The sequence below is a fragment of the Inquilinus ginsengisoli genome, from assembly GCF_050434925.1.
GTDB classification, from domain to species: domain Bacteria; phylum Pseudomonadota; class Alphaproteobacteria; order DSM-16000; family Inquilinaceae; genus Inquilinus; species Inquilinus ginsengisoli_B.
Window position 1 is genome coordinate 5,201,128 of sequence record NZ_JBNDJK010000001.1, and the last position, 23,696, is coordinate 5,224,823.

Here is a 23,696-nt window from a genome sequence, read left to right on the forward strand (position 1 = left end):
GCGCGTCCGCGCGCGAATGCGTAAAGGGACCGGCCTGCCGTCGAGGCTGACTTGTCGTAGTCGAGGCCGAGCCTGGCCGAGAGAACCCCCTCCCCCTAACCCTCTCCCGCAAGGGGAGGGGGGACTCATTTGTACTGCTGCGATCTGTAGGAAAGGGTGTCGATCCGATCATGCCGCGCTCGACCTTTCGGCGCGCGTCAGCAGCGCGCGGGTGGCGGCGGCGACGTCGGCGTGGCGCATCAGGCTTTCGCCGATCAGGAAGGTGGTGGCGCCGGCGCGGGCCATCCGGGCCAGGTCGGCCGGGACGGACAGGCCGCTCTCCGCCACCAGCAGCCGGTCGCCCGGCACCTGGGCCGCCAGCGCCTCGGTGGTGGCGAGGTCGACCTGCAAAGTCTTCAGGTTGCGGTTGTTGATGCCGAGCAGGGGCGAGCGCAGCGTCAGGGCCCGGTCCAGCTCGGCCGCGTCATGCACCTCGACCAGCACGTCCATGCCGGCGTCGGTCGCCGTCTGCTCCAGCTCGCGGGCGGTGGCGTCGTCCAGCGCCGCCATGATCAGCAGGATGCAGTCGGCGCCCAGCGCCCGGGCCTCGGCGACCTGGTAGGGGTCGACCATGAAGTCCTTGCGCAGCACCGGCAGCTCGACGGCGTTGCGGGCGGCGGTCAGGTACTCGTCGGCGCCCTGGAAATACGGCACGTCGGTCAGCACCGACAGGCAGCTGGCGCCGCCGTCGCGATAGGCGCGGGCGAGGGACGGCGGGTCGAAGTCCGGGCGGATCAGCCCCTTCGACGGCGAGGCCTTCTTGATCTCGGCGATCAGGCCGTAGCGGCCTTCCGCCTGCGCCCGGCGCAGCGCCGCGACGAAGCCGCGCGGCGGCGCGGCCCGGTTGGCCAGCCGGCTGATCTCGGCCGGCGGCACCGCCGCCTTGCGGGCTTCGATGTGCCGGCGCTTGTCGGCGACGATGCGGGTGAGGGTGTCGCTCATGCCGTTCCCTGGCTGGTGATCCGGGCCAGCCGCTCGAGGACATGGGCGGCCGAGCCGTCGTCGATGGTCCGGGCCGCGAGCGCGGCACCGTCGGTCAATGTAGCGACCCGGTCGGCGACGATGAAGCAGGCTGCGGCATTCAGCAGCACAATGTCGCGATAGGCGCCGTGCGTCCCGCCCAGCACCGCGCGCAGGGCGGCGGCGTTGGTGGCCGGATCGCCGCCCTTGAGATCCTCGGGCACGGCGCGGCGCAGCCCGGCATCCTCCGGCGTCACGGTCAGGCGCCGGATCTGGCCGCCGCGCAGCTCCGCCACCGCGGTCGGGCCGGTGGTGGTCATCTCGTCGAGGCCGTCGCTGCCATGCACCACCCAGGCGGTCTCGCTGCCCAGCTGGTTCAGCGCGTGGGCCACCGGCTCGATCCAGGCCTCGGCGAAGACGCCGAGCAGCTGGCGCTTGACCCCGGCCGGGTTGGCCAGGGGGCCGAGCAGGTTGAAGATGGTGCGGGTGCCCAGCTCCTGCCGCGCCGGGCCGACATGGCGCATGGCGCTGTGGTACAGCGGCGCGAACAGGAAGCCGATCTGGGCCTCCCACAGCGCCTCGCGCATCACCTCGGGCGGCGCCTCGACATTGACGCCGAGCTCGGTCAGCACATTGGCCGCGCCGGTCAGGCTGGAGGCGGCGCGGTTGCCGTGCTTGGCCACCGGCACCCCGGCGCCGGCCAGCACGAAGGAGACCGCGGTCGAGACGTTGAACGAGCCGGAATTGTCGCCGCCGGTGCCGCAGCAGTCGATGGCGCCGTCCGGCGCGTCGATGGTCACCGCCTTGTCGCGCATCACCCGGGCGGCGGCGGCGATTTCCTCCGGCGTCTCGCCGCGGACCCGCAGCGCCATCAGGAAGCCGCCGATCTGCGCCGGCGTCGCCTCGCCGGACATGATGATCTCGAAGGCGGCGCGGGCGGTGGCCGCGTCCAGCGGCTGGCCCAGCGCGGCCTTGGCGATGAAGGGTCGCATCTCGGTCGTCATGCCGCGTTCCGCCGCTCGGCGATGGCCAGGAAGTTCTGCAGGATCTTGTGTCCGAACTGCGAGGCGATGCTTTCCGGATGGAACTGCACGCCGTGGATCGGCAGGGTCCTGTGCCGCAGCGCCATGATCACCCCGTCGGCGGTCCAGGCCGTCGCCTCCAGGCTGTCCGGCATGGTCTCGGGCGCGATGGTCAGCGAGTGGTAGCGCGTGGCCTCGAAATTGTCCGGCAGGCCGGCCAGCACACCGCCGCCATGATGGTGCACCGGGCTGATCTTGCCGTGCATCGGCTCCGGCGCCCGGACGATCCGGCCTCCGAAGACCTGGCCGATCGCCTGGTGGCCCAGGCAGACGCCGAACACCGGCACCCGGCCGGCGGCGGCCCGGATCAGGTCCATGCAGATGCCGGCCTTGTCGGGGTCGCAGGGGCCGGGCGAGAGGACGATGCCGTCGGGCCGCAGCGCCAGCGCCTCGTCGACCGTCAGCGCGTCGTTGCGGCGGACCTCGGTGTCGGCCCCGAGCTCGCCGAGGTAATGCACCAGGTTGTAGGTGAAGCTGTCGTAGTTATCGATCAGCAGAAGCATGGAGGTTGCCCTTTCGAGGCAAGGGAATGGAGAGGAGCGGCGGTTATCCGGCCGGCCTCACCATCGATGCTGCTGCGAAGGGATACGGATTCTAGACATGACCCATGGGCCGGTTGCCGTTGCGCGGCCGGTTGGCGAAGCGTACCGCATCTTCGGCGGCGCGCACCAGCGCCCGCGCCTTGTTGCGGGTCTCCTGGTACTCGCCCTCCGGGCTGCTGTCGGCGACGACGCCGCCGCCGGCCTGGATGTAGAGCGTGTCGTCCTTCACCACCGCGGTGCGCAGGGCGATGCAGGTGTCCATGTCGCCATTGGCGCCGAAATAGCCCATCGCCCCGGCATAGATGCCGCGCCGCGCCACCTCCAGCTCCTCGATGATCTCCATCGCCCGCACCTTCGGCGCGCCGCTGGTGGTGCCGGCCGGGAAGCCGGCGGCCAGCGCCGCCACCGCGTCCTTGTCCGGGGTGATCCGGCCGACGACGTTGGAGACGATGTGCATGACGTGGGAGTAGCGCTCGACGATGAAGCGGTCGGTCACCTTGACCGAGCCGATCTGCGCCACCCGGCCGACATCGTTGCGGCCGAGGTCCAGCAGCATCAGATGCTCGGCCCGCTCCTTCGGGTCGGCCAGCAGGTCCTGCTCCAGCGCCACATCCTCCTCCGGCGTGGCGCCGCGCGGGCGGGTGCCGGCGATCGGCCGGATGGTGACCTCGCCGTCGCGCAGCCGCACCAGGATCTCCGGGCTCGACCCGACGATGGCGAAGTCGCGGAAGTTCTGGAACACCAGGAAGGGCGACGGGTTCAGCCGCCGCAGCGCCCGGTACAGGGCGAAGGGCGGCAGGGTGAAGGGCAGGGAGAAGCGCTGCGACAGCACCACCTGGAAGATGTCGCCGGCGCGGATGTACTCCTTCGCCCGCTCGACCGCCGCGTGATACTCCTCCCGCGTCATGTTCGAGCTCGGCTCGGGCAAGGCGGGCAGGGTGCCCTCGGCCGCCGCCTCGCGGTGCGGCAGGCTGGATTCGAAGCGGGCGACCACGTCCGACAGCCGCTCGCACGCCGCCTCATGCGCCTTTTCCGCCGTCACCGCCGGGTCGGGAAACACCGGGGTGACGATGGTGACGACGTCGGCGATGGTGTCGAAGACGCAGACGATGGTCGGCCGCATCATGATCGAATCCGGCACGCCCAGCGTGTCCGGATTGGTGTCGGGCAGCGTCTCCATCTGCCGGACCATGTCATAGCCGAGATAGCCGAACAGCCCGGCGGCCAGCGGCGGGAAGCCGCGCGGCAGGTCGATGCGCGATTCCGCGATCAGCCCGCGCAGGCTGTCCAGCGGCGCCTGAGCCACCGGCTCGAAGGTGTCGAGGTCGGCGAGCGCGCGGCGGTTGATCTCGACCGCGTCGCCGCGGCAGCGCCAGATCAGGTCGGGGCGCAGCCCGATGGCGCTGTAGCGGCCGCGGATGGCGCCGCCTTCGACCGATTCGAGCAGGAAGGAATAGGGCTCGTCCCCGGCCAGCTTGAGCATGGCCGAGACCGGGGTGTCGAGGTCGGAGACGAGGCGGGTCCAGACGACCTGCGGTTTGCCGGCGCGGTAGGTGTCGGCGAAGGCGTCAAAAGCCGTGGAATCCGGCATGGCGGTGACCTGCGTGATGGTGCGTGGGCGCATGGTGGAAGTGATGGCCGCCGATGCGGCGCCATCGCTCCCCCTCACCCTCCCGGCCCAAGCGGGCCGGGCCCCTCCCTCTCCCCAAGGAGAGGGGAGCGGCGTGCCATCCCTTCAACTCTCCCTGGGGAGAGGTCGAAATCGCGCAGCGATTTCGGGTGAGAGGGAACCGCTCCGTCGCGGGGGCAACCATCGACATCATTCCTGGTAGTTCAGCCGGGCGAGGACCGCCTGGTCGACCGTGACTCCATAGCGGGCGCGCAGCGCCTGGTCCAGGCCGCCGCCGACATCGACCGCGAGGCCGCGCCGCAGATCCTGCTTCACCGCCGCCTCGGCCGTGGCGTCGGGCTTGGCCGGCTCGACCTTGGTCAGGCGGGCGACGACGCGGCCGCCCGGGGTCTCCGCGGTGGCAGTGCCGCCGACCTTGGCGGCGAACAGGTCGCGCACCAGCGAAACGGGCACGGCGCCGGCATTGCTGCCGTCGCGCAGCAGCGCCGGGGTCTCGGCATACTGCCCGCCGACCGCCTTGGCGACGTCGGCCGCGGCCTCGCCGGCGGACAGGCGCTTGGCGACATCGGCGGCCAGGGCGGCGCTCGCATCGGCCTGCTTCTGCTCGGTCCAGGCGGCGGCGACCTCGTCGCGCACCTTGGCCAGCGGCTCGGTCGCCGGCGGCACGATGCTGTCGACCCGGACGATGAAGGAGGTCTTGTCGTCGATCGTGCCCATCGGGCTGATATCGCCCTGCTGCGCCTGGAACGCGGCCTGCAGGATCTGTCCCTGGCCCGGCAGCGGCGGCAGCGGCTGGCCGCTCTGGGTGGTGCCGTCCTGGGCCACGGCCGGGACCGCGGTGATGGTGAAGCCGAACTCCTGCGCCGCCTTGTCGATCGGCACGGTGTCGGCCAGCGCGTCCTGGAACTTGTTGGCGGCCTCGTACAGCGCGTCGGCGGCCTTGCTCTGCTTCAGCTGGGCCTCGATCTCGGCCCGCGCCTCCTCGAACGGCACGGTGCGGGCCGGCTGGACCCCGGTCAGCACCAGCACGTGCCAGCCGAAAGGCGATTGCACCGGGTCGGTCGCCTGGCCCTCGGCCAGGGCGAATCCCGGATCGGCCAGGGCCGGGATCGGCATGGCGGCCTTGGCGGTGAAGTCGACCGGGATCAGCTTGACCGCGGCGTTGCCGGAGTCGTCCACCGCCTGCTGCACCGCCTTGCCGCCGCGCACCGCCGCGGCGATCTGGTCGGCCAGCTCCTTGGTCGGGGCGATCACCTGGTCGAAGCGCCGCATCTCCGGCTTCTGATAGCTCGCCTGGCTCTTGTCGTATTGGGTGCGGGCCTCGTCCTCCGACACCGTGACAGTCTTGGCGAACTCATCGGTGTTCAGCAGCACGACGCTCAGCGTCCGGTACTCCGGCGACTGGAACTTGTCGCCATGCTCCTTGTGATAGGCCTCGAGATCGGCCTGGGTCGGCTGCGGCACGCCGGTCTGGTCGGCGTTGCGCAGCGTAATGGTGTCGGCCACCCGGGCCTCGCGGCGGTACTTGTAGATCGGGTCGACCAGCGCCTGCGGCGGCTCGGCACCGCTGAACAGTGCCCGCATCACCCCCTGCTGCTGCAACTGGCCGCGCATATAGGCGATGAACCCGGCCTCGTTGGTGCCGCCGGCCTGCAGCGCCTGCAGGAAGCGGTCGCGGCTGAACTGGTTGGTGGCCGGGTCACGGAACCTTTGGTCGTTGCGCACAGTGTCGGCGACCGCGTCGGTCGACAGGTCGTAGCCGAGATCGGCGGCCAGCTGGTCGTACAGGAAGCCGGAGATCATGTTGTCCAGCACGCGCTGCGGGAAGCCGAGCTGCTGGGCGACCGACAGCGGGATCTGCTGGCTCTGGGCCACGGAGCGGAACTGGCTGTCGAGCTGCTGCAGGCTGATCGTCACGTCGCCGACCGTGGCCACGGTGTCGGACTGGCCCCGGTTGCGGAAGATGTCGCCGATGCCCCAGACCGCGAAGCTCAGGATCAGGAGGACGAACAGCACCTTGACGACGACGGAGCCGACCTTGTGGCGGAGAAGCTGCAGCATGACAACCGTGAACAAAGGGCAAGGCCGCGCCGGTCCCCCGGGCGGTTAGGGCGCGCATCATAGGTGCGGCCTTCCCAGGCAGCAATGCACAAGGAGTGCGGTGGCGTCATGGCGCCGGGATTGGTACATGAAGGCGACATTCGAGGACCAGCGGGAGAGAGGCCGATGGCGCGCAAGCTGATCGCGGGCAACTGGAAGATGAACCTGCTGCGCGACGAGGGCACGGCGCTGGCCCGTGACCTCGCTTTGCGCCTGGCCCGCACGGTCGACCCGGCCTTCGACCTGCTGATCTGCCCGCCGGCCACCATCATCGCGCCGATCGCGGATGCGGTGCAGGGCAGCGGCCTTCAGGTCGGCGGCCAGGACTGCCATACCGCGCAGGACGGCGCACACACCGGCGACATCGCGGCCCGGATGCTGGCCGATCTCGGCTGCAGCCACGCCATCGTCGGCCATTCCGAGCGGCGCCAGGACCATGACGAGATCGACCTGATGGTGGCCGAGAAGGCGGCGGCGGCGCAGGCCGAGGGGCTGGTCGCGATCATCTGCGTCGGCGAAACCGAGGCCGAGCGCAACGCGGGCCGGGCGCTGCAGGTCTGCAGCCGGCAGATCGCCGGATCGCTGCCGCGCGGGGCGACGGCGGAGAACACGGTGATCGCCTATGAGCCGGTCTGGGCCATCGGCACCGGCCGCACCCCGACAGCGGCCGACGTGGCCGAGGTGCACGCCCATATCCGGGCGGCGCTGGGCGCCCATGTGCCGTCCGAGGCCGCGGGCATCCGCATCCTCTATGGCGGCTCGGTCAAGCCCGGCAACGCGGCGGAGCTTCTGGCGGTGCCGAATGTCGACGGCGCCCTGGTCGGCGGCGCCAGCCTGAAGGCCGATGATTTCTGGGCCATCGCCGTGGCCAGCGCCGGCTGATCGGTTTCGGCCAGCATCGTCGTTGCATAGGGGCGGGGCGCTGGTTATAGTCCCGCCCGCTTGCCGCCCGGCTCTGTCCGGCGGCGAGCCCCGGTCGGAGCGTAGCGCAGCCTGGTAGCGCACTTGCATGGGGTGCAAGGGGTCGCGAGTTCGAATCTCGCCGCTCCGACCATTTACTCCCGGTCCGGCCTTGCCGGCCGCCAAGCCCGCAAGCGCAAGGGCCGTCCCGCATCATGCTCGTCGCCCTCGATTGGGGAACCTCCTCGCTCCGCGCCTGGCTGCTCGACGGCGACGGCGACGGCGCCGTGCGCGACGAGGCCGCGGCCCCGCTCGGCATCCTCAAGGTCCCCGGCGGCGATTTCGACGCCGTGTTCCGCCAGATCGCGGAGAAGTGGATCTCCGCCGGCGCCACCGCCGCCATCGCCTCCGGCATGATCGGCAGCCGCCAGGGCTGGGCCGAGGCGCCCTATGCGAACTGCCCGGCCGACGCGGCGGCGCTGGTCGCCAAACTGATCGAGGTCCCGACCTCGCTGGGCATCTCCTTGCGAATCGTCCCCGGCGTCAGCCGGGTCGACGCCGACGGCATCCCCGACGTGATGCGCGGCGAGGAGGTGCAGATCCTCGGCGACGCGCCGGCGACCGGCCGCCGCCTCTACGTCCTGCCCGGCACGCACAGCAAATGGGCCCTGGCCGAGGACGGCAGGATCGCCTGGTTCGCCACCTCGATGACCGGCGAGGCCTTCGCCGTCCTGGCCGAGCACAGCATCCTCGGCCGGCTGATGGACGGCCGCGCCTACGACCAGCCCGCCTTCCGCCGCGGCCTCGCGGTCGGCGCCGCGGCCGGCGGCGGCCTGCTGCGCCGGCTGTTCAGCGCCCGCACCCTCGGCCTGTTCGGCGAGCTCGAGCCGAAGGCGGCCGGATCCTACCTCTCCGGCCTGCTGATCGGGGCCGAGGTGGCCGACGCCCGCTCCACGGTCGCCGACGCCATCGGGGCCGCCGCCACCGGCGCCGCGCCGGACGAGGTGACCATCGTCGGCGGCGCCGAGCTGTCGGCCCGCTACGCCGAGGCGATCGAGGCCGCGGGGCTGCGCAGCCGAATCGCCCCGGCCGACACCACGGTCAAGGCGCTGTGGCGCCTGGCCAAGCATGCGGAGCTGGTGTGACATGAGCGTTTCCCTGCACGACGCCCTGGCCGGGCTGCCCCTGGTCGCCATCCTGCGCGGCGTCCGGCCGGAGGAGGTCGAGGCCATCGGCGCCGCTTTGGTCGAGGCCGGGTTCCGCTGCATCGAGGTGCCGCTGAACTCGCCGCAGCCCTTCGACAGCATCCGCCGCCTGGCCGATCGGTTCGGCCAGCAGGCGCTGATCGGCGCCGGCACGGTGCTGAAGCGCGAGGACGTGGCCCGGGTGCAGGCCTCGGGCGGCAATCTGATCGTGATGCCGCACGCCGATGTCGAGGTGATCGCCGAGGCGAAGCGGCTGGCCCTGGTCTGCGCCCCCGGCGCCGCCACCCCGACCGAGGCCTTCGCGGCGCTGAAGGCCGGCGCCGATGCGGTCAAGATCTTCCCGGCCGAGGCGGTGCCGCCCGCCGTCGTCAAAGCCTGGCGCGCGGTGGTCCCGGCCGCGGTGCCGCTGATCGCGGTCGGCGGCATCACGCCGGACCGGATGGCGGCCTATCGCGACGCCGGCACCACCGGCTTCGGCCTCGGGTCCGCCCTGTACAAGCCCGGCATGACCGCGGCCGAGGTCGCCGCCACCGCCGCCGCCTTCGCCCAGGCCTGGCGGGCGCTGCAGGAGTGACAGGGGCGACAGGCGCCACGGCCTGCGCCGCGTCGTCTATCCCCTGCACCTCGATCATCGAGCAGACGGCGCAGGCCGTGGCGGCAGGCGCTCGGCAGCGATGACGACATCCTCGAGCACCATGCCAGCTTCGATTGGGAGCGGGCGCGCGGCCCTCTCCGGCCCGACGACGAGGCGCCGGACGCGCTGGCCAAGCTGCAGCGGGCGGCGGAGAACCGGGACGTGCCGGTCGTCGTCACCACGGCGGTGCAGGTCTTCGAGAGCCTGTTCGCCGACCGCCCGTCGCGCTGCCGCAAGCGGCACGACATCGCCGGCAGCGTCGTCGTGCTGGACGAGGCGCAGACCATGGCGCACCTGCTGCGGCCCTGCATGGCGGCATTCGACGAACTGGCGCGGCACTACGGCACCAACATCGTGCCGTGCACCGCGACCCAGCCGGCGCTGCGGGCGGCCGATGATTTCAAGGATGGGCTCGCGATAAACGACACGCGCGAGCTCGCCCCCAATCCGCAGGGTCTCTACCGCCGGCTGAAACGTGTCGCGGTCGAGCGGATGCCGGAGCCGGTCGCCGATGCCGTGATCGCGGAGCGCTTAGCCGGGCAGCCCCGGATGCTGTGCATCGTCAACCGGCGCGACCATGCGCAGCGCCTGTTCGCGGCGATCCGCGACCTGCCGGGCGCCATCCACCTCTCCACGCCGATGTGCCCGCGCCACCGCCGGCAGGTGCTGGCCGGCCTGCGCGACAGGCTGCGCGAAGCGCAGCCGGTACGGCTGGTGGCGGCGTCGCTGATCGAGGCCGGTGTCGACATCGATTTTCCGGAGGTCTGGCGCGCAGCCGCCGGCATCGATTCGATCGCGCAATGGCGCAGGATTCCCCAATTGATCGGGATAGCTGATCCTGAGACCTCGAACTCCATGGCACCGCCGCCAAGCCGCGCCGGGGCGGTCGCGGCCGGATGCAACGGCACGGACGTCCGCTGCTTCTAAACGCGCTAGCCTCGCTCGTCGGGAACGCGCCAAAGCGGACATTGCCGTAGCATCTCCGAAGCGGACACGCGGTCGAAATCTGGCTAATCGATGGGTCGGCTGGCAGGGCGGCAACAAACCACCCTGCCAGATCCTCAGCCCCAGAGCCGCCGTACCCGTCCAACTCTGGCGTCGCGGCGGATCTTCCTTCCCGAAGGTGCGATGATCCGGATGCTGCCGCGCGGGAGGTCGAAAGTGTCCTCGATCGCGGCCGCGATCGACTTCACCGACGCATTAGTTCTCGCGGCTCGCACGCGCCGGGCTGTGTGTGGATGCTTGAAAGCCATCGCCGTACTTCCTCTCGTGGGCCCGAGTTAGGAGATCGCGCGATGGACCGGGGAGCGCGCGACCTCACCCACGCAAAATGCGCGGGATTGGCGGCGGTCCCCGATTTGCTCAGGGCATCAACCACCGCGGGACTAGCCAGCGGCGGTGTCGCTTATCGACCCGATTGCATCTAGGTATGGACGGAGCGCTTCGTTTGCAAGATGGAGGACCGCATCTGGCGCGGAAGCGTTCAGCACGCGCGGTGGCCTTTTGATCCAAGCGCGCCATGTGCGGTTATCGCGTCGGAGCCCGGACACCGGACATCCCTCGAACCCGTGGAAATCCGGCCCTTGGTGGTCAACCCTCATCTTAGAGCGCGCCCGAGATCAGCCGTCGCGTCCGGCCCACCGAACCGGACACGACCGCACGCGACTCCCATTCGCTCGGGTAGTGAACGACTGGACGCACAACGCGCGCGACCGGTGACGGTCAGTGTGGATTCTTAGCCTTCGCTATGTAGCCCCGCCCCTCCTTAAGAATGCGCTCAACGTCTGTGGGGCATCGTCTCGTCTTTTCTGCATGTGGGTGATCGGTGCCGATGCCCGACGCGTCAGCACCGATGACCTGTCCTCATCCGCGGATGATGATCTCAATGGCGTCCTCGGTGACGCCGTAGAAGGCAGCCAGGCCCTTCTTGGCCGCGGCGATCTATAGCCCGTCCAACGTCCGGGCCGGCGGCTCCTGTTGCCCAACGCCTAGTCCTGGTCCTGGTCCTGGGGCATCTGCCGCCAATCGAGCACCGTCGGCTGGGGGCCAGGACGTCGGATTTCAACCTGCCTGAAGTTGTAGGGTTCCGACTGGCCGGTCGTTAGATCACTGCTAGTCCCACTCTTCGTGCGCGAGGGGTTCGGCGTTCAATTCGTCGCGCAACGATCGCCATTGTGGCAGCGCTTGGTCCATCCGAGCCACGAACTGCTCTGAATGGTGACGCTCAAAAAAATGAGTAAGCTCGTGAACCACAATGTACTCTATGCACCGCGACGGCTTCTTGATCAGTTCCAAATTTAACCAGATACGCTGAGATTCTATGCTGCAGGTCCCCCACTTTGTTTTCATTCTCTTGATGCCCCAAACAGGTATAGGGGCCTCCATCGCAGCGGCCCATTTTTCGATGAGCGGCGCCGCATGCAACCGCAGTTCTTGGCGGTACCACCCTAGGAACACCCGCTCTCGGGCCGCACGATCGCTACCACTCCGAACATGCAACTCGAGAGTACGATTGTTGCGCACGTGAACACGTCCGGCGGGCGCGGCATCAATCAAGCTGAGGCGATAGCGCTGTCCGAGAAAATAGTGGCTTTCGCCCGATATAAATGAGCGTTGGGACTGTCGCGGTTGTGAGTCGAATTTTGCGCGCTGGCGCTTGATCCAAGCCATTCGGGTGACAACCGCCAGACGCACGGCTTCGTCGCTTACGGCGAGCGGTGCGGCAACCCGCACTCTCCCGTGGGGGGGATAGACCCCAAGATGGAGGTTCTTGATCGGCTTCCGGACCACGTCGACGCGCAAGCCAGCGACGGTGATCTGGCGCGATTCAGTATTCATGCTGGCTTCTCACCAGATCGAAAATCAGATCGATCTGTGCCGGATCAGAAAGGTGCCTGCGGATTGCATTTCGGACTTCCCTTTCCTTGAATCGGTTTCCCCGCCAATCGTCCTTCTTCGTCCTGCTTATCTCGGCATCGATCGCGGCAGCAAGAGCCTCGTCCTTGCTGAGGTTGTCGTAGAGCGCGCGCCTGGCCGCCGTATTCATTGCGGCTGGATAAGTTGCTCCAGTTGCCGGGTTCTTTGTCTTTTTTGTGAGTTCGACGATCGCGGCCAGATACCTCTCGTAATCAATTGCCTGCTGTTTACGCTGCTCAATCAACCCATCCAGAAGCTCCGACATTGTCTCGTAGTATTTCGGATTGATCGGCGCTTCATCGATGATGAGCTTGCGAACGTTATTCTCGATGGTTTCGGCGACCGCTTCCTTGCTTTCCCGGATGTCCTTCGGCAGCGCATCCACCGCGTCCGCGCCGCGTTCGACGATGAGCTGGATCAACGACATATCGTCGAAGGCGGAGATCAATTCGCTCTCCTCAGCCCGGATATAGGTATCGATCAGGTGCCGCATTGCCGGCTCATACATCTTGAGATCGATGTAATCGCCGCTCGCCAGTTTCACCTCATTGCGAACCTTCTCGAAGTGATCGACATCCGTCTTGATCGCCGCGATCTCGGCATCGGAATAGCCGGCCTCGGCCATCTCGCTTGCCACGTCGGCATAGGCCCGCATCAGGGAGGCAGCCAGCCTGTAAAGCGTGAGGCGCTTCGGTTCGTTATCCTTGAGCGCGGTCTTTTCGCTCGTATCCGCGGCGCAGAAGAAGCGGATATAGGCAGGCGTATCGCGTGGTGCCTCGACCGGTTCACACAGCGCCTTGATTGTCTCAAGAGCTTCGTCGAGCCGCTCCCGGGCTTTTTCGAGCCGGTCGGTCAATAGGCCGGCAACATCTTCCTTGGCATAGCCATCAAGTGCGCCCACGGTGTAGTCGTGGATCGAAGTTTCAAGGCTCATGAAGAGATCCTTGTAGTCGATGATGTAGCCGTATTCCTTGTCTTCACCATCGAGGCGGTTGACCCGGCAAATGGCCTGAAACAGTCCGTGATCCCGCATCTGCTTGTCGATATAGAGATAGGTTGCAGACGGGGCATCGAAGCCGGTCAACAGCTTGTCCACAACGATCAGCAACTTCATCTGACCGGGCTCGTCGACGAATTTTTTCTTGGCGTCCTTTTCGAACTTGTCGGGGTCCTGGCCGCCCAACATCTTGTTGTAGATATCGAATTGGCGAAGCCGCTCTGTCAGCCCTTCACCGCTTTCCTCCCCTTTGATGTCGCCAGGCGACGGCTTGTAGGAGGTGACGATCGCGCACTTGCCCGCCAGACCGGTCTTGTCGAACAGCTCATAGAACTTGCATGCCTGATAGATGCTCGACGACACCAGCATGGCGTTGCCGCGTCCGCTCCTCAGGCGGTCCTTGGTCTCCATGTCGAGCAGGATATCGGCGACGATCTTCTCAAGCCGCGACTGGCATGAGAGCACCTTTTGCATCGTGCCCCAGCGCTGCTTCAGCTGAGCCTTCGCAAGATCGGTCAGGCCTTTGGTCTTGGCCTCGAACCATTGATCGATCTTCTTCTGCGACGTGATGTTCTGATCGATGTCCCGCGCTTCATAGCGAAGATCGAGTACGACGCCATCGCCCACCGCTTCGTCGAACTTGTAGGTGTGGATATAGGGGCCGAACACCTCGATGCTGGTTTGTTTGTCAGCCTTCAGCAGCGGTGTTCCCGTGAACCCAATGAACATGGCGTTGGGCAGAATCGCCTTCATCGCCTTGTGCAGTTCGCCGGTTTGCGTGCGGTGGCATTCATCGACGAAGACATAGATGTCGCCTTTGGGTCCGAAGCCAACTGGCAGCGCCTTTCGCATCTCCTCGATGTAGCCTGAGATATCGCCTTCTCCGTCGCCGTCGTCCTTGCCGCCGAACTTATGGATCAGCGAGCACAACAGCCACGGATTTGTGTCGTTCAGCTTGGCGATCAGATCGGCGCCGCTCTTAGTGCGGACGATCTCCTCGTTCACGCCCTTGAAGACCTTCTCGATCTGCTCATCGAGTTCCGTGCGGTCGGTGATGATCAGGACGCGGGCGTCTTTGACGTGTTCGCGAATCCATTTCGTCAGCCACACCATGGTCAGGCTTTTGCCCGAACCTTGCGTGTGCCAGATAATGCCGCCTTCGCGTCGCCTCACGTGATCTTGCGCGGCCCTCACGCCGAAATATTGGTTCTGGCGGCAGAGCTTCTTGACGCCCGAATCGAACACCAGAAAATCATGGATCAGCTCGAGGAACCGCGCCTTGCTGCAGGTTTGTAAAAGGCCGCGATCAAGCGGATTTTCGACCGGGCTCGGCTCCTTCCAGGTGAGATAATACTTCTCTGGGGTTTCAATCGAGCCGTAGCGCATGCCCTCCGTATCGTTGCCCGCCATGATCAGCTGCGTGGTGGTAAAGAAGTGCTGGATGAAGATCTTCTTTTGGTTGTCAAGATTCTGGCGAATGCCCTCGGACACCGAGACGGTGGAGCGCTTCAATTCCAGAACGCCGAGCGCGATGCCGTTTACATAGAGCACGATGTCCGGACGCTTGCCGTAAGCCTGCGCCATAGCATCGGAACTGGCGGGTTTGATCGCGACCTCTTCGGCAATCGCGAAGTGGTTGGCCTGCGGGTTCGCCCAATCGATTAGCCAGACGGTCCGCGTGTTTTCGCCGATCTCAGCCTTCACCTTCACGCCATAGCGCAGAAGATCGTAGACTGAGCGGTTGATGTCGTAGAGGCCGCGCGACTGGTCGGTGGCGACCTTCTGGATTTCGAATAGTGCGCGATTGATCAACGCGTCGTCATAGCCTCGAGCCTTGAGGAAGGGGCGCAAATGCGCTTCTTCGATGTTGCGGTTGCTCTCGCGGTCGATCCAGTTGCCGAGATAGTTGTAGCCGAGCTGGTCGCGGAACAGCGCAACGACGCGCGCCTGCGTCTTTTTCTCGATCTGACCGACGGTGCTCATATCAGCCTGATCCTCCCAGTCAAAAGCTCCTGCATCATGCCCTGCTTCAGGGCGCGGACCTTTTCGCGCTTGGATTCCAGGGCGGCGAGTTCGGCGTCCATTTCCGAGAGGATGGCGGCAATTGCAGCCTGTTCGTCGATAGCAGGCATTGGAATTTGCAAAGCACGAACATCGTTGCTGCTTATCGCCGGATAGTTTGAGCCGGTAATCAGCTTTCCGATTTGCTCGGAAATCACATGGCCGAAGAAATGTTGAAAGATGTAGCCGGAATGACTCTTTTCAGAAACACACCGAACGACAGAGAAACCTGTCGAGCATATCCAATCCGGAGATTCATTTAGAAACAGAAGGTGCGATTGCAGATTGGGGCGGACTGTCGAAACGAGAATATCGCCAGGGATGATTTTCCGACGTGCTCGTGACGGCGCAGAATAGAATCTTAATTGAGAAAAACTGATAAGTTCACCCAAACTGACGTCTTCCAGAGAAATATATTTAAACGCATAGTGTTGGTTCGTTCTCGCGCTCAAGTTTTCAGGGTCGACGACACTTACGTCCCCCAACGGCTTGGTTTCCCACTTGCCCTTGAAGCCCGGTAAGCGGGTTTTGCCGGTGAGGAGTTGCTGCATTGTGGCCTGCTTGAGATCGCGCTTCTTGGCGATCAGCGCATCCAATGAGGCAATCAGCGCATCAGCATCGCTCAACGCGGCAGCGATTGCGTGTTGCTCGGAAAGCTTACGAGGTACAGCGATCGGCATTAAATTCACAATAGTAATATAAATATGCTTTATTGTACTACCGCCGGCATCCTCGATCATCTTATTTTGATAGGTATCTGCTTCGAGAAGACTCTTCAAAAATTCTGGCATAATTTTTTTGTTTGCGCGCAATACTGCTATTGACTGATTAACGCAAATAGTTTCGTCACCAACTAAAGCGAGGCGACCAAGCGCTCCATCTTTAGTCAAAAGTATATCATTCTTCTTAGGTTTACTTTTAGCCGTTAACAATTCATGAAATGCCTGAGCTGTCGTATATCGAGCCGTTTCATAATTTATTCGTCCATTTGTAACATCAGCAGCGGTTATCATGTAAACGCCAGAACTTACTGACGGCATTGGATTGGTAAAACCGTAAGAAATATACGAAATGAAGTTATCCAGAGGTGCGGAATCCCAATCCGGGGGGGCAGGGATCCGTTGGTCTGGCTACAGCTTGACGTTATACGTACGTTCTTCGTCATGCGGCGAACCCCATTTTCCTGAGATGCGCATCGACCTTTGCGCTCAAGGTCTCTACATCCGCCGACAGCGTCAACAAAGGCGTGGTGTAGCGCTTGGTGAGAAGTTTCGCCCGCTCGGTTAGTCCCTGGCCGACCCGATCGAGTTCGCCCGTAATGTCGGCTTGCAGCATCGCCAGCCATTTTTCTTCAACTAGAAGAATCTTAATTTCCGGATCGGTAAGTTTTGCATAATGCCCGACGATTTTCGTATCAAGCGAAGTATTCGCTTCCTTGGCCGCGTCGGAGGCTTTCTTTTCCTGTTCGATCAGATGGAGGCAGGCGGTCAACGCCGCGCGTTCCTCATCCGCCACCGTGTCGCCCTTGATCTCCTTCAGGCGGTCTTTCACGCTTTTCGCCGTCAGCTTGCCCTTTTCGGTCTTGGCCTCGAACAACAGGCCATCCTCGCCGCCATGCTCCTCGTCCATCTCCTCGATGGCGCGGGCGATCTCCTCGGCCCTCCCTTCCAGGGCTTCCAGCGCCGCCTGTTCTTTCGCGAAGAACCGCGCCACGATCAGCGCGGGCGGTATGAGTTCGGCCTTCAGCTTCTGGCGGCCGACGATGACATCGGGCGTCTCGGTGAATTTGCCCTCTGCGTTCTTCACCAGTTCGCGAATTTGCCGCGCCGCCGCCCAGCCCTCCTGCGCGACGACATAGACATCGTCTTGCATGGTTTCCGCCCAATAAGTCATTAGGTGCTGATAGACATCGTATTTGTCGATCAGCGGAGCCTCGGCGAAGCGGGCCAATAGATCCTCGGCGATCTCCTCGATCAGTACCTTCGGCCTGTCGCCGACGGCGATACCCTTGAGGCGTTCCAGATGCGCTGCGCGCCAGCCCACGAACGCGCCGGCGACTTTCGCCGAATAGGCGGCAAATTCGGGATGGTTCAGGATCGTCGGCTTGACGGCCAGGGGCTCCACCTTCGGGCTCGCATAGCCGGGCCGATCGCCGGGGGCAAACAGCTCGTCACGGATCGACGGCAGTTCCGCCCAATAGGCGGCCAACGCATCGAGATCACGCATGGGAATGCCACCCTTGAGATGCGCCTCGATGTCCTGAAGGTCTTCGCGTTCGGACGAGTCGATGTACCGAGGGATATTGAGGTTGAAATCGTGCTTCTCAATATCCGCCAGCGGCACCATTCGCGAGTATCTGTCGATTGTGAGCTGCTTGGTGAAGGCGTCGACGATCTTGTGCAGATCCTGCGCGCGCAGCCGATTCTTGTTGCCGTCCTTCACGAAGCCCTTTGAGGCGTCGATCATGAAGATGCCTGCGCGCGCGTGGGCGTTCTCCTTGTCGATAACGATGATGCAGGCCGGGATGCCGGTGCCATAGAACAGGTTCGCTGGCAGGCCGATGATTCCCTTGATATAGCCTCTTTTGACGATCTTCTTGCGGATCTCGGCTTCGGCATTGCCGCGAAATAGCACGCCGTGCGGTAGAATGATCGCGCCCTTGCCGGTCGACTTCAGCGAGCCGATGACGTGGAGGAGATAGGCATAGTCGCCATTCTTTACGGGCGGCACGCCATCGGCGAAGCGCTTGAACTGATCATTGGCAGGATCGAGCCCGGTACCCCAGGCTTTGTCAGAGAAGGGCGGATTCGCGACGACGAAATCAAAGGTCTTGAGGCTGCCGTCATTGTTGACGAAATGCGGTGTAGATAGGGTGTTGTCGCGCCAGATCTCGGCCGTCGGGCAGTCGTGCAGCACCATGTTCATCTTCGCTAGCGCACGGGTCGCGACATCCTTCTCCTGACCATAGATCGTCAGGTCGTAGGGCGCCTCGTCGTGCGCCTTCAAGAGCAACGATCCAGAGCCGCAGGTTGGGTCATAAATCGTCTGCGCGGCGCTTCGGGCACCGTTGATCCCGATAGCCTTGGCCATGATCCGCGAAACCTCAGCCGGGGTATAGAAGTGCCCCTTGCTCTTGCCCGACTCCGTCGCAAAGTGGCGCATGAGGTATTCGTAGGCGTCACCGAGGATGTCATCGCCTTCGGCGCGATTCCTGCGGAAATCGAGTTCCGGTCGGTTGAAGATCGCCACCAGATTGGAGAGGCGATCGACCATCTCCTTGCCCGAGCCGAGCTTATCGTGATCGTTGAAGTCGGCGACATCAATCACGCCCTTGAGGTCGTTCGCCTCGGCGAGTTTCGAGATGATCATGTTGATCTTGTCGCCGATCTCTTTGTCGCCGCGCAGCGCCACCATATCGGCGAAGCTGCCGCCTGCAGGGATCTCAATCAGCCCGTTAGGATCACCTGCATACTTGTCCGAGACGTATTTCACGAAAAGCAGCACAAGAACGTAATCCTTGTATTGCGACGCATCCATTCCGCCGCGAAGCGCATCGCAGCTCGCCCACAGCGAGCTGTAGATTTCCGACTTTTTGACCGCCACTGCCGCCCCCGAACCTATCCCTTGTTGCCAGCGCCAGCCCTCAGAGCCATCCGCGACTCGATCGTCTTCAACCGCTCAAACCGCTCATACCCCTCGGCCGCGCGAACGACAATCACCACTCGCCCATGCTTTTCGACCGTCACGGGTTCAGCCCGAGCCGTATCGATCAGACGGCCAAAAAATCGTACCTCGCGTCCTCGGCCGATAGCGTGTGCATGTCTCACCCGAGGCGATTCCTCAATATGTCACTCTACGGCTGAACTGGCCAAAAATGGCAGCGCTGGATCGGAAGGAGCATAGCGGGTGGCGGGCAGATCCGTCACTGGTAACCGAGGACGATTTGGATAGGTTCAAGCAGCCCGACGAACCGGCTCGGGCTCTCACGACCGGTTTCGGGAGCCGCGGCAGCGCTGGGGAATGTCCGGTTCAGGGTAGCCAGATGGTTCGCGGATGACGGCAAAGGTTCGCACGCGTCAGGGCGGCGTTTGAATTTCGGCAGTTGGAACGATCCGACCTTGAAAGGCCGGATCTGAAGAGCGGTCGCTGTTTCGATCCTGGTCCTGCCGGTTGCGCCCTGCCGAGACTCGGCTTGCCCAGGTGGGCCCACAGCGCCTCCCCGCGCCTGCGCTGCGTTGCTTCCTGTGGGCACTCCGCTCCGGCACGGGTCCCCTCCATGGACTACCTGGACAAGCCTCCATCGTCCTCCGGTCGCCCCGGCGGCGGCGCCGCCGGGGCGAAGTCATCCAGGGCCGCAGGGGCGGCGGCATGGATTGCTTCGTCGGCTTCGCCTCCTCGCAATGACGGTTCTCCTGCATGAGAGCCTGATCACGGGCTCGTCGCCATCAGCCGTTCGGGCGACGCCCCATTCCCGCCCGTGACACCGGCCCGGCCGCCGTCTATGACCATGGCACGAGGGATCGGGGCAGGGGAGCGGCGCGTGGTGCAGGACGGGGGTCTTCAGGCCGGAGGCGGGCAGGCGGGGGTCGAGCGGCCGGGGTTCATCCGGCGGCAATATGACCGGCTGATCCGGGCGGCGCACGGGCCGCGGGCGCAGTGGACGCTGGCCGGCGTGTCCTTCGCCGAGAGCTCGTTCTTCCCGATCCCGCCCGACGTCGTGCTGATCCCGATGATGCTCGCCAATCCGCGGCGGGCGTGGTGGCTGGCGGGGCTGTGCACCGTGGCCTCGGTGCTGGGCGGCCTGGTCGGCTACGCCATCGGCTATTTCCTGTTCGAGACGGTCGGGTCCTGGCTGATCAACCTCTACGGGCTGCAGGCCGGGTTCCACGAGTTCCAGCAGAAATACGCCGAATGGGGCAGCTGGATCATCCTGGCCAAGGGGGTGACGCCGATCCCCTACAAGCTGGTCACCATCACCAGCGGCGTGGCCCAGTTCCCGATCGTGCCCTTCATCCTGTCCTCGATCGTCTCGCGCGGCCTGCGCTTCTTCCTGATCGCGGTGCTGATGCGGATCTATGGCGAGCAGGTGCGGTATTACCTCGAGAAGTACCTGAACTGGGCCTTCTGGGGATTCCTCGTGCTGGTCGCCCTCGGCTTCGCGGTGATGACCCAGGTGTGACGGCCGCCCGAGCCGCGGAGACTCCGGCCATGACCGTGCAAGCCATCCTCCTCCCGGTCTTCGTCCAGGTGGCGCTGATCTTCCTGCTGGCGGTCTGGCTGCTGCGGGAGCGCGCCGGCGCGCTGCGGCGGGGCGAGGTGCGCACCGGCGACATCATCCTCGGCCAGCCGGCCTGGCCGGCGCGGGCCACCCAGATCGCGAACAGCTTCCACAACCAGCTGCAGCTGCCGCTGCTGTTCTTCGTGCTGGTGATCCTGGCGATGATGACCAGGAAGGCGGACCTGCCGTTCGTGGTGATGTCCTGGCTGTTCGTCGCCAGCCGCATCCTGCATGTGGCGGTGCACACCGGCGCCAACCGCCTGGGCCCGCGCTTCGGCGCTTACGCCGCCGGCTTCGTGCTGCTGCTGGCGATGTGGGTCATCTTCGCCCTGCGCATCCTGACGGCGGGGGTGGGGCCGGCGTGAGCCCGCGCCGGCTCGCGCCGGAATAATCTCGATCATGGCTTGACGCTTGTCTGACAAGTGGTAGCGTTCCCGGTATACAGAATGTCAGGGAGGGGACCCACGCATGTCGTTTCTGCAACGCATATCGATTCTGCCGAGCCTGTCGGTTGTGCCAAGTCTAGCGGTTCTGGCCGCCGCGATGGCCGTCGGCCTGGCCCTGCCGGCCTTCGCCGAGGATGCGGCGACCCAGGCGACGGCGCAGATCCAGAAGGTGCGGGACAGCGCCGCCTACAAGGCCGCCGTCGAGCACATCGACAAGAATTACGAGCCCTATGTCGCGGAGGGGATCAAGCTCGTTGAGATTCCGGCCCCGCCGTTCAAGGAGGAGGCGCGGGGGAAGGCCTATGCCGAGCTGTTCAAGGGCGCCGGCCTGGCCGAGGTGGAGATCGACGAGGAGGGCAACGTCCTCGGGCTGCGCCGCGGCACGGGCGCCGACGACCGCGTCGTCGTGGTCTCCGCCCATCTCGACACCGTGTTCCCGGAGGGCACCGACGTCACCGTCCGGCGCGACGGCACCCGGCTGAACGCGCCGGGCGTCAGCGACGACACCTTCAGCCTGGCGGCGCTGCTGTCCTATATCCGCGCCATGGACGCGGCCGGGATCAGGCACAAGGACACCATCCTGTTCGTCGGCACGGTGGGCGAGGAGGGCTTGGGCGACCTGCGCGGCGTCCGCCACCTGTTCACCGAGGGCAAGTACAAGGACCGCATCAAGAGCTTCTTCTCGATGGAGGGCGGGTCAGCGGACACCTTCACCAATCAGGGCGTCGGGTCGAAGCGCTACCGCATCGCCTTCAAGGGGCCGGGCGGCCACAGCTTCGGCGCCTTCGGCCTGGTCAATCCGAGCTATGCCCTGGCCGAGGCGATCTCGCTGCTGGCCCGGACGGAGGTTCCGACCGACCCGAAGGTGACCTACAATGTCGGCGTGCTGAAGGGCGGCACCTCGGTCAACTCGATCCCGCTCGAGGTGTCGATGGAGGTCGACATGCGGTCCGGCGACGCCGCGGAGCTGACCAAGATGGAAAAGCGGCTGCTGGACATCATCCAGCAGGCGGCGGACACCGAGAACTTCGCCCGCTCCACCAAGGAGGGCAAGATCACGGTCGAGGCCACGGTGATCGGCGACCGGCCGGCGGGCACCATCGCCGAGACCGAGCCGCTGTTCCAGCTGGCCAAGGCGTCGATCATGGCCGCGGGCTACGAGTTCAAGGGGCCGCGCGAGGGGTCGAACGATTCCAACATCCCCTGGAGCCTCGGCATCCCCGCCGTGACCCTGGGCAAGAACGGGCCGGACAAGAACGGCCGGTCGCATTCGCTCGACGAATGGCTCGACATCGAGAAGGAGCCGATGGTCAAGGGCATGGCGACCAGCCTCGCGACCATCCTGGCCGCCGCGGGAATGGAGTAAGGCCCGTTGTCAATGGAGGGCACCCGCGGGTGCCCGGTAAGCTTTTCGGGTTGCAGATCTAGGTGCTGAACTAAATTTTATTGTCATTGCCGGGCTTGACCCGGCAATCCATATGTGGACGGCCCCCTGCCTGCAAGGCATTTGGGCATGGTCAGGGAGCGGATCGCTAGCATCCATATGTCCGGCCTGTTGAGTGCGGTCGCGATGACCGCTGGCCAAGATGATATCCACGGCGGGAGTTCCAGACAGGGGCGAGACGTTGAGGCGCCACTGGATTGCACGGAGTGTCTCCCGGCTTGGATCGATCGATCCCAATCATCTGCTCGTCAGCTTGCAGGTCCGGCCTCAGCGGGAGCGGGCGAGCCCGTGAGGGCTCCCGCTCGCCGCGGAGCTCTCAGGCGCCGAGGGTTGCGGCGGCGGGTTGGGGGCGATAACGCTCGCCGGAGACCATCAGCTTCCAGGCGATGCGGGCGATCTTGTTGGCCAGCGCCACGGCGGCGAGCTTGGCCGGCTTGCGGGCGACGAGATCGAGCAGCCAGGGCGGGGCCGAGCGGCTGGTGCCGCGGCTGACCTGCCGGATCACGGAGGTGGCGCCGACCACGAGCTGGCTGCGCAAGGCCTCGTCGCCGGCGCGGGTGATGCCGCCGAGCCGCTGCTTGCCGGCGGTGTTGTGGTTCTTGGGCGTGAGGCCGATCCAGGCGGCGAAGTCGCGGCCGGAGCCGAAGCGCTGGGGCTCGGGCGCCCTCAGCACCAGGATGGTCGCGCCGACCGGCCCGATGCCGGGGATCTCGGCCAGGCGACGGCTCGCCTCGTCCTGCCGGTGCCAGGCCATCAGCCGGGTGTCGGCGGCCTCGACCTGCACCTCGAGCCGGGCATGCTCGCAGGCCAGCTCGGCGAACAGGGCCCGCGCCGTCTCCGGCACCGTCGGATCTTCCTCGATCCGCCGCAACAGCGCCGTGATCTTGGCCGGGCCCTTGGCGGCGACCAGCCCGAACTCGGAGGCATAGCCGCGGATCGTGTTGATCAGCTGGGTCCGCTGCCGCACCAGCCGTTCGCGCAGCCCGGCCAGCATCAAAGCCGCCTGGGTCTCGGCGCTCTTCACCGGCACCAGGCGCTGCCGCACCTTCGGCCGGCTCATCGCCTCGCAGATCCCCTCGGCATCCGCCGCGTCGGTCTTGCCGCGCGGCACGTACGGCTTGACGTATTGCGGCGGGATCAACTCCACCTGATGGCCCAGCGCCTGCAGCTCCCGAGCCCAGTAGTGCGATCCACCACAGGCCTCCATCCCCACCCGGCACGGCGGCAGCTTGGCGAAGAACTTCAGCACGTCCTGACGCCGCAGCTTCTTCCGCAGCACCACCTGCTCCGCTGCATCCACCCCGTGCAGCTGGAAAACACTCTTCGACGTGTCCATCCCAATGCGCGTAATCTCGGTCACGGACGGCCTCCTTCGATGAGATCTTTGACAGCCTCATCCTGGCACACTGATGCCGTTCGGGGGCCGTCCACCTCATCAGGGGCCATCGAGAACGCTTCGAAA

General features: G+C 65.4%; 17 protein-coding genes and 1 tRNA gene. 8 read left to right on the plus strand and 10 right to left on the minus strand.

Features of this window, described 5'->3' with window-relative positions:
* Window positions 1-168 precede the first annotated feature (168 nt).
* From trpC to QFZ27_RS24830, 5 genes are all read right to left on the minus strand, one after another.
* Window positions 169-981, minus strand: a complete 813-nt coding sequence (gene trpC / locus QFZ27_RS24810; protein ID WP_429229135.1) for an indole-3-glycerol phosphate synthase TrpC — start codon at window positions 979-981, stop codon at window positions 169-171.
* Window positions 978-2,003, minus strand: a complete 1,026-nt coding sequence (gene trpD / locus QFZ27_RS24815; RefSeq protein WP_429229136.1) for an anthranilate phosphoribosyltransferase — start codon at window positions 2,001-2,003, stop codon at window positions 978-980. Before trpD ends, trpC begins: the two co-directional genes overlap by 4 nt.
* Entirely contained in the window at window positions 2,000-2,584 is a 585-nt protein-coding gene (locus QFZ27_RS24820) for an anthranilate synthase component II (RefSeq protein WP_429229137.1), read from the minus strand. Before QFZ27_RS24820 ends, trpD begins: the two co-directional genes overlap by 4 nt.
* Window positions 2,585-2,675: 91 nt before the next feature.
* Complete coding sequence (gene trpE, locus QFZ27_RS24825; RefSeq protein WP_429229138.1) at window positions 2,676-4,247, minus strand: anthranilate synthase component I; 1,572 nt, start codon at window positions 4,245-4,247, stop codon at window positions 2,676-2,678.
* 195 nt (window positions 4,248-4,442) lie between these two features.
* The gene (locus tag QFZ27_RS24830; RefSeq protein ID WP_429229139.1) at window positions 4,443-6,314 is read right to left on the minus strand and encodes a peptidyl-prolyl cis-trans isomerase; all 1,872 of its coding nucleotides are present in this window, start codon (window positions 6,312-6,314) and stop codon (window positions 4,443-4,445) included.
* Between the two features lie 165 nt (window positions 6,315-6,479).
* Between QFZ27_RS24830 and tpiA the strand changes: the two genes are divergently transcribed.
* The 5 genes from tpiA to QFZ27_RS24855 all read left to right on the plus strand — a co-directional run bounded on the left by tpiA (window position 6,480) and on the right by QFZ27_RS24855 (window position 10,019).
* Window positions 6,480-7,235: a triose-phosphate isomerase gene (tpiA, locus tag QFZ27_RS24835; protein WP_429229140.1), complete on the plus strand. Its 756-nt coding sequence runs from the start codon at window positions 6,480-6,482 to the stop codon at window positions 7,233-7,235.
* 95 nt (window positions 7,236-7,330) lie between these two features.
* Window positions 7,331-7,407: transfer RNA gene (locus QFZ27_RS24840), tRNA-Pro, on the plus strand.
* A 61-nt stretch (window positions 7,408-7,468) separates the two neighbouring features.
* Complete coding sequence (locus QFZ27_RS24845; RefSeq protein ID WP_429229141.1) at window positions 7,469-8,398, plus strand: 2-dehydro-3-deoxygalactonokinase; 930 nt, start codon at window positions 7,469-7,471, stop codon at window positions 8,396-8,398.
* A gap of 1 nt (window position 8,399) precedes the next feature.
* A complete protein-coding gene (locus QFZ27_RS24850) occupies window positions 8,400-9,032 on the plus strand; it encodes a 2-dehydro-3-deoxy-6-phosphogalactonate aldolase (protein WP_429229142.1) in 633 nt (210 codons plus the stop codon).
* 222 nt (window positions 9,033-9,254) lie between these two features.
* Complete coding sequence (locus QFZ27_RS24855) at window positions 9,255-10,019, plus strand: CRISPR-associated helicase/endonuclease Cas3 (RefSeq protein WP_429229143.1); 765 nt, start codon at window positions 9,255-9,257, stop codon at window positions 10,017-10,019.
* A gap of 1,185 nt (window positions 10,020-11,204) precedes the next feature.
* Here QFZ27_RS24855 and QFZ27_RS24860 read toward each other — a convergent pair.
* From QFZ27_RS24860 to QFZ27_RS24875, 4 genes are all read right to left on the minus strand, one after another.
* Window positions 11,205-11,930 carry a M48 family metallopeptidase gene (locus QFZ27_RS24860; RefSeq protein WP_429229144.1) on the minus strand — a complete coding sequence of 242 codons (726 nt, stop codon included), beginning with the start codon at window positions 11,928-11,930 and terminating at the stop codon, window positions 11,205-11,207.
* The gene (locus QFZ27_RS24865) at window positions 11,920-14,988 is read right to left on the minus strand and encodes a type I restriction endonuclease subunit R (protein WP_429229145.1); all 3,069 of its coding nucleotides are present in this window, start codon (window positions 14,986-14,988) and stop codon (window positions 11,920-11,922) included. The genes QFZ27_RS24860 and QFZ27_RS24865 overlap by 11 nt, the downstream gene beginning before the upstream one ends.
* The gene (locus tag QFZ27_RS24870; protein WP_429229146.1) at window positions 14,985-16,079 is read right to left on the minus strand and encodes a restriction endonuclease subunit S; all 1,095 of its coding nucleotides are present in this window, start codon (window positions 16,077-16,079) and stop codon (window positions 14,985-14,987) included. The genes QFZ27_RS24865 and QFZ27_RS24870 overlap by 4 nt, the downstream gene beginning before the upstream one ends.
* Before the next feature lie 148 nt (window positions 16,080-16,227).
* Window positions 16,228-18,669 (minus strand): type I restriction-modification system subunit M, encoded by a 2,442-nt coding sequence (locus QFZ27_RS24875; protein ID WP_429229147.1) that lies wholly within the window; start codon window positions 18,667-18,669, stop codon window positions 16,228-16,230.
* A 937-nt stretch (window positions 18,670-19,606) separates the two neighbouring features.
* Between QFZ27_RS24875 and QFZ27_RS24880 the strand changes: the two genes are divergently transcribed.
* The 3 genes from QFZ27_RS24880 to QFZ27_RS24890 all read left to right on the plus strand — a co-directional run bounded on the left by QFZ27_RS24880 (window position 19,607) and on the right by QFZ27_RS24890 (window position 22,156).
* Window positions 19,607-20,245, plus strand: a complete 639-nt coding sequence (locus tag QFZ27_RS24880) for a YqaA family protein (RefSeq protein ID WP_429229148.1) — start codon at window positions 19,607-19,609, stop codon at window positions 20,243-20,245.
* Between the two features lie 29 nt (window positions 20,246-20,274).
* Window positions 20,275-20,709: an MAPEG family protein gene (locus tag QFZ27_RS24885; RefSeq protein WP_429229149.1), complete on the plus strand. Its 435-nt coding sequence runs from the start codon at window positions 20,275-20,277 to the stop codon at window positions 20,707-20,709.
* 178 nt (window positions 20,710-20,887) lie between these two features.
* On the plus strand, window positions 20,888-22,156 hold the full coding sequence (locus QFZ27_RS24890; protein ID WP_429229150.1) for a M20/M25/M40 family metallo-hydrolase: 1,269 nt from the start codon (window positions 20,888-20,890) through the stop codon (window positions 22,154-22,156).
* Between the two features lie 394 nt (window positions 22,157-22,550).
* On the opposite strand, the gene QFZ27_RS24895 is transcribed toward QFZ27_RS24890, so the two are convergent.
* Window positions 22,551-23,594 carry an IS110 family RNA-guided transposase gene (locus tag QFZ27_RS24895; RefSeq protein ID WP_429229151.1) on the minus strand — a complete coding sequence of 348 codons (1,044 nt, stop codon included), beginning with the start codon at window positions 23,592-23,594 and terminating at the stop codon, window positions 22,551-22,553.
* Window positions 23,595-23,696: the final 102 nt, after the last annotated feature.

Excerpts from the sequence above, each read along its gene's own strand:
- trpD (WP_429229136.1), bottom strand. The coding sequence starts at position 2,003 with ATGACGACCGAGATGCGACCCTTCATCGCCAAGGCCGCGCTGGGCCAG.
- QFZ27_RS24890 (WP_429229150.1), top strand. The coding sequence starts at position 20,888 with ATGGCCGTCGGCCTGGCCCTGCCGGCCTTCGCCGAGGATGCGGCGACC.
- QFZ27_RS24865 (WP_429229145.1), bottom strand. The coding sequence starts at position 14,988 with ATGAGCACCGTCGGTCAGATCGAGAAAAAGACGCAGGCGCGCGTCGTT.
- QFZ27_RS24850 (WP_429229142.1), top strand. The coding sequence starts at position 8,400 with ATGAGCGTTTCCCTGCACGACGCCCTGGCCGGGCTGCCCCTGGTCGCC.
- QFZ27_RS24885 (WP_429229149.1), top strand. The coding sequence starts at position 20,275 with ATGACCGTGCAAGCCATCCTCCTCCCGGTCTTCGTCCAGGTGGCGCTG.
- tpiA (WP_429229140.1), top strand. The coding sequence starts at position 6,480 with ATGGCGCGCAAGCTGATCGCGGGCAACTGGAAGATGAACCTGCTGCGC.
- QFZ27_RS24820 (WP_429229137.1), bottom strand. The coding sequence starts at position 2,584 with ATGCTTCTGCTGATCGATAACTACGACAGCTTCACCTACAACCTGGTG.
- trpE (WP_429229138.1), bottom strand. The coding sequence starts at position 4,247 with ATGCGCCCACGCACCATCACGCAGGTCACCGCCATGCCGGATTCCACG.
- QFZ27_RS24860 (WP_429229144.1), bottom strand. The coding sequence starts at position 11,930 with ATGAATACTGAATCGCGCCAGATCACCGTCGCTGGCTTGCGCGTCGAC.
- QFZ27_RS24845 (WP_429229141.1), top strand. The coding sequence starts at position 7,469 with ATGCTCGTCGCCCTCGATTGGGGAACCTCCTCGCTCCGCGCCTGGCTG.
- trpC (WP_429229135.1), bottom strand. The coding sequence starts at position 981 with ATGAGCGACACCCTCACCCGCATCGTCGCCGACAAGCGCCGGCACATC.
- QFZ27_RS24870 (WP_429229146.1), bottom strand. The coding sequence starts at position 16,079 with ATGATAACCGCTGCTGATGTTACAAATGGACGAATAAATTATGAAACG.
- QFZ27_RS24830 (WP_429229139.1), bottom strand. The coding sequence starts at position 6,314 with ATGCTGCAGCTTCTCCGCCACAAGGTCGGCTCCGTCGTCGTCAAGGTG.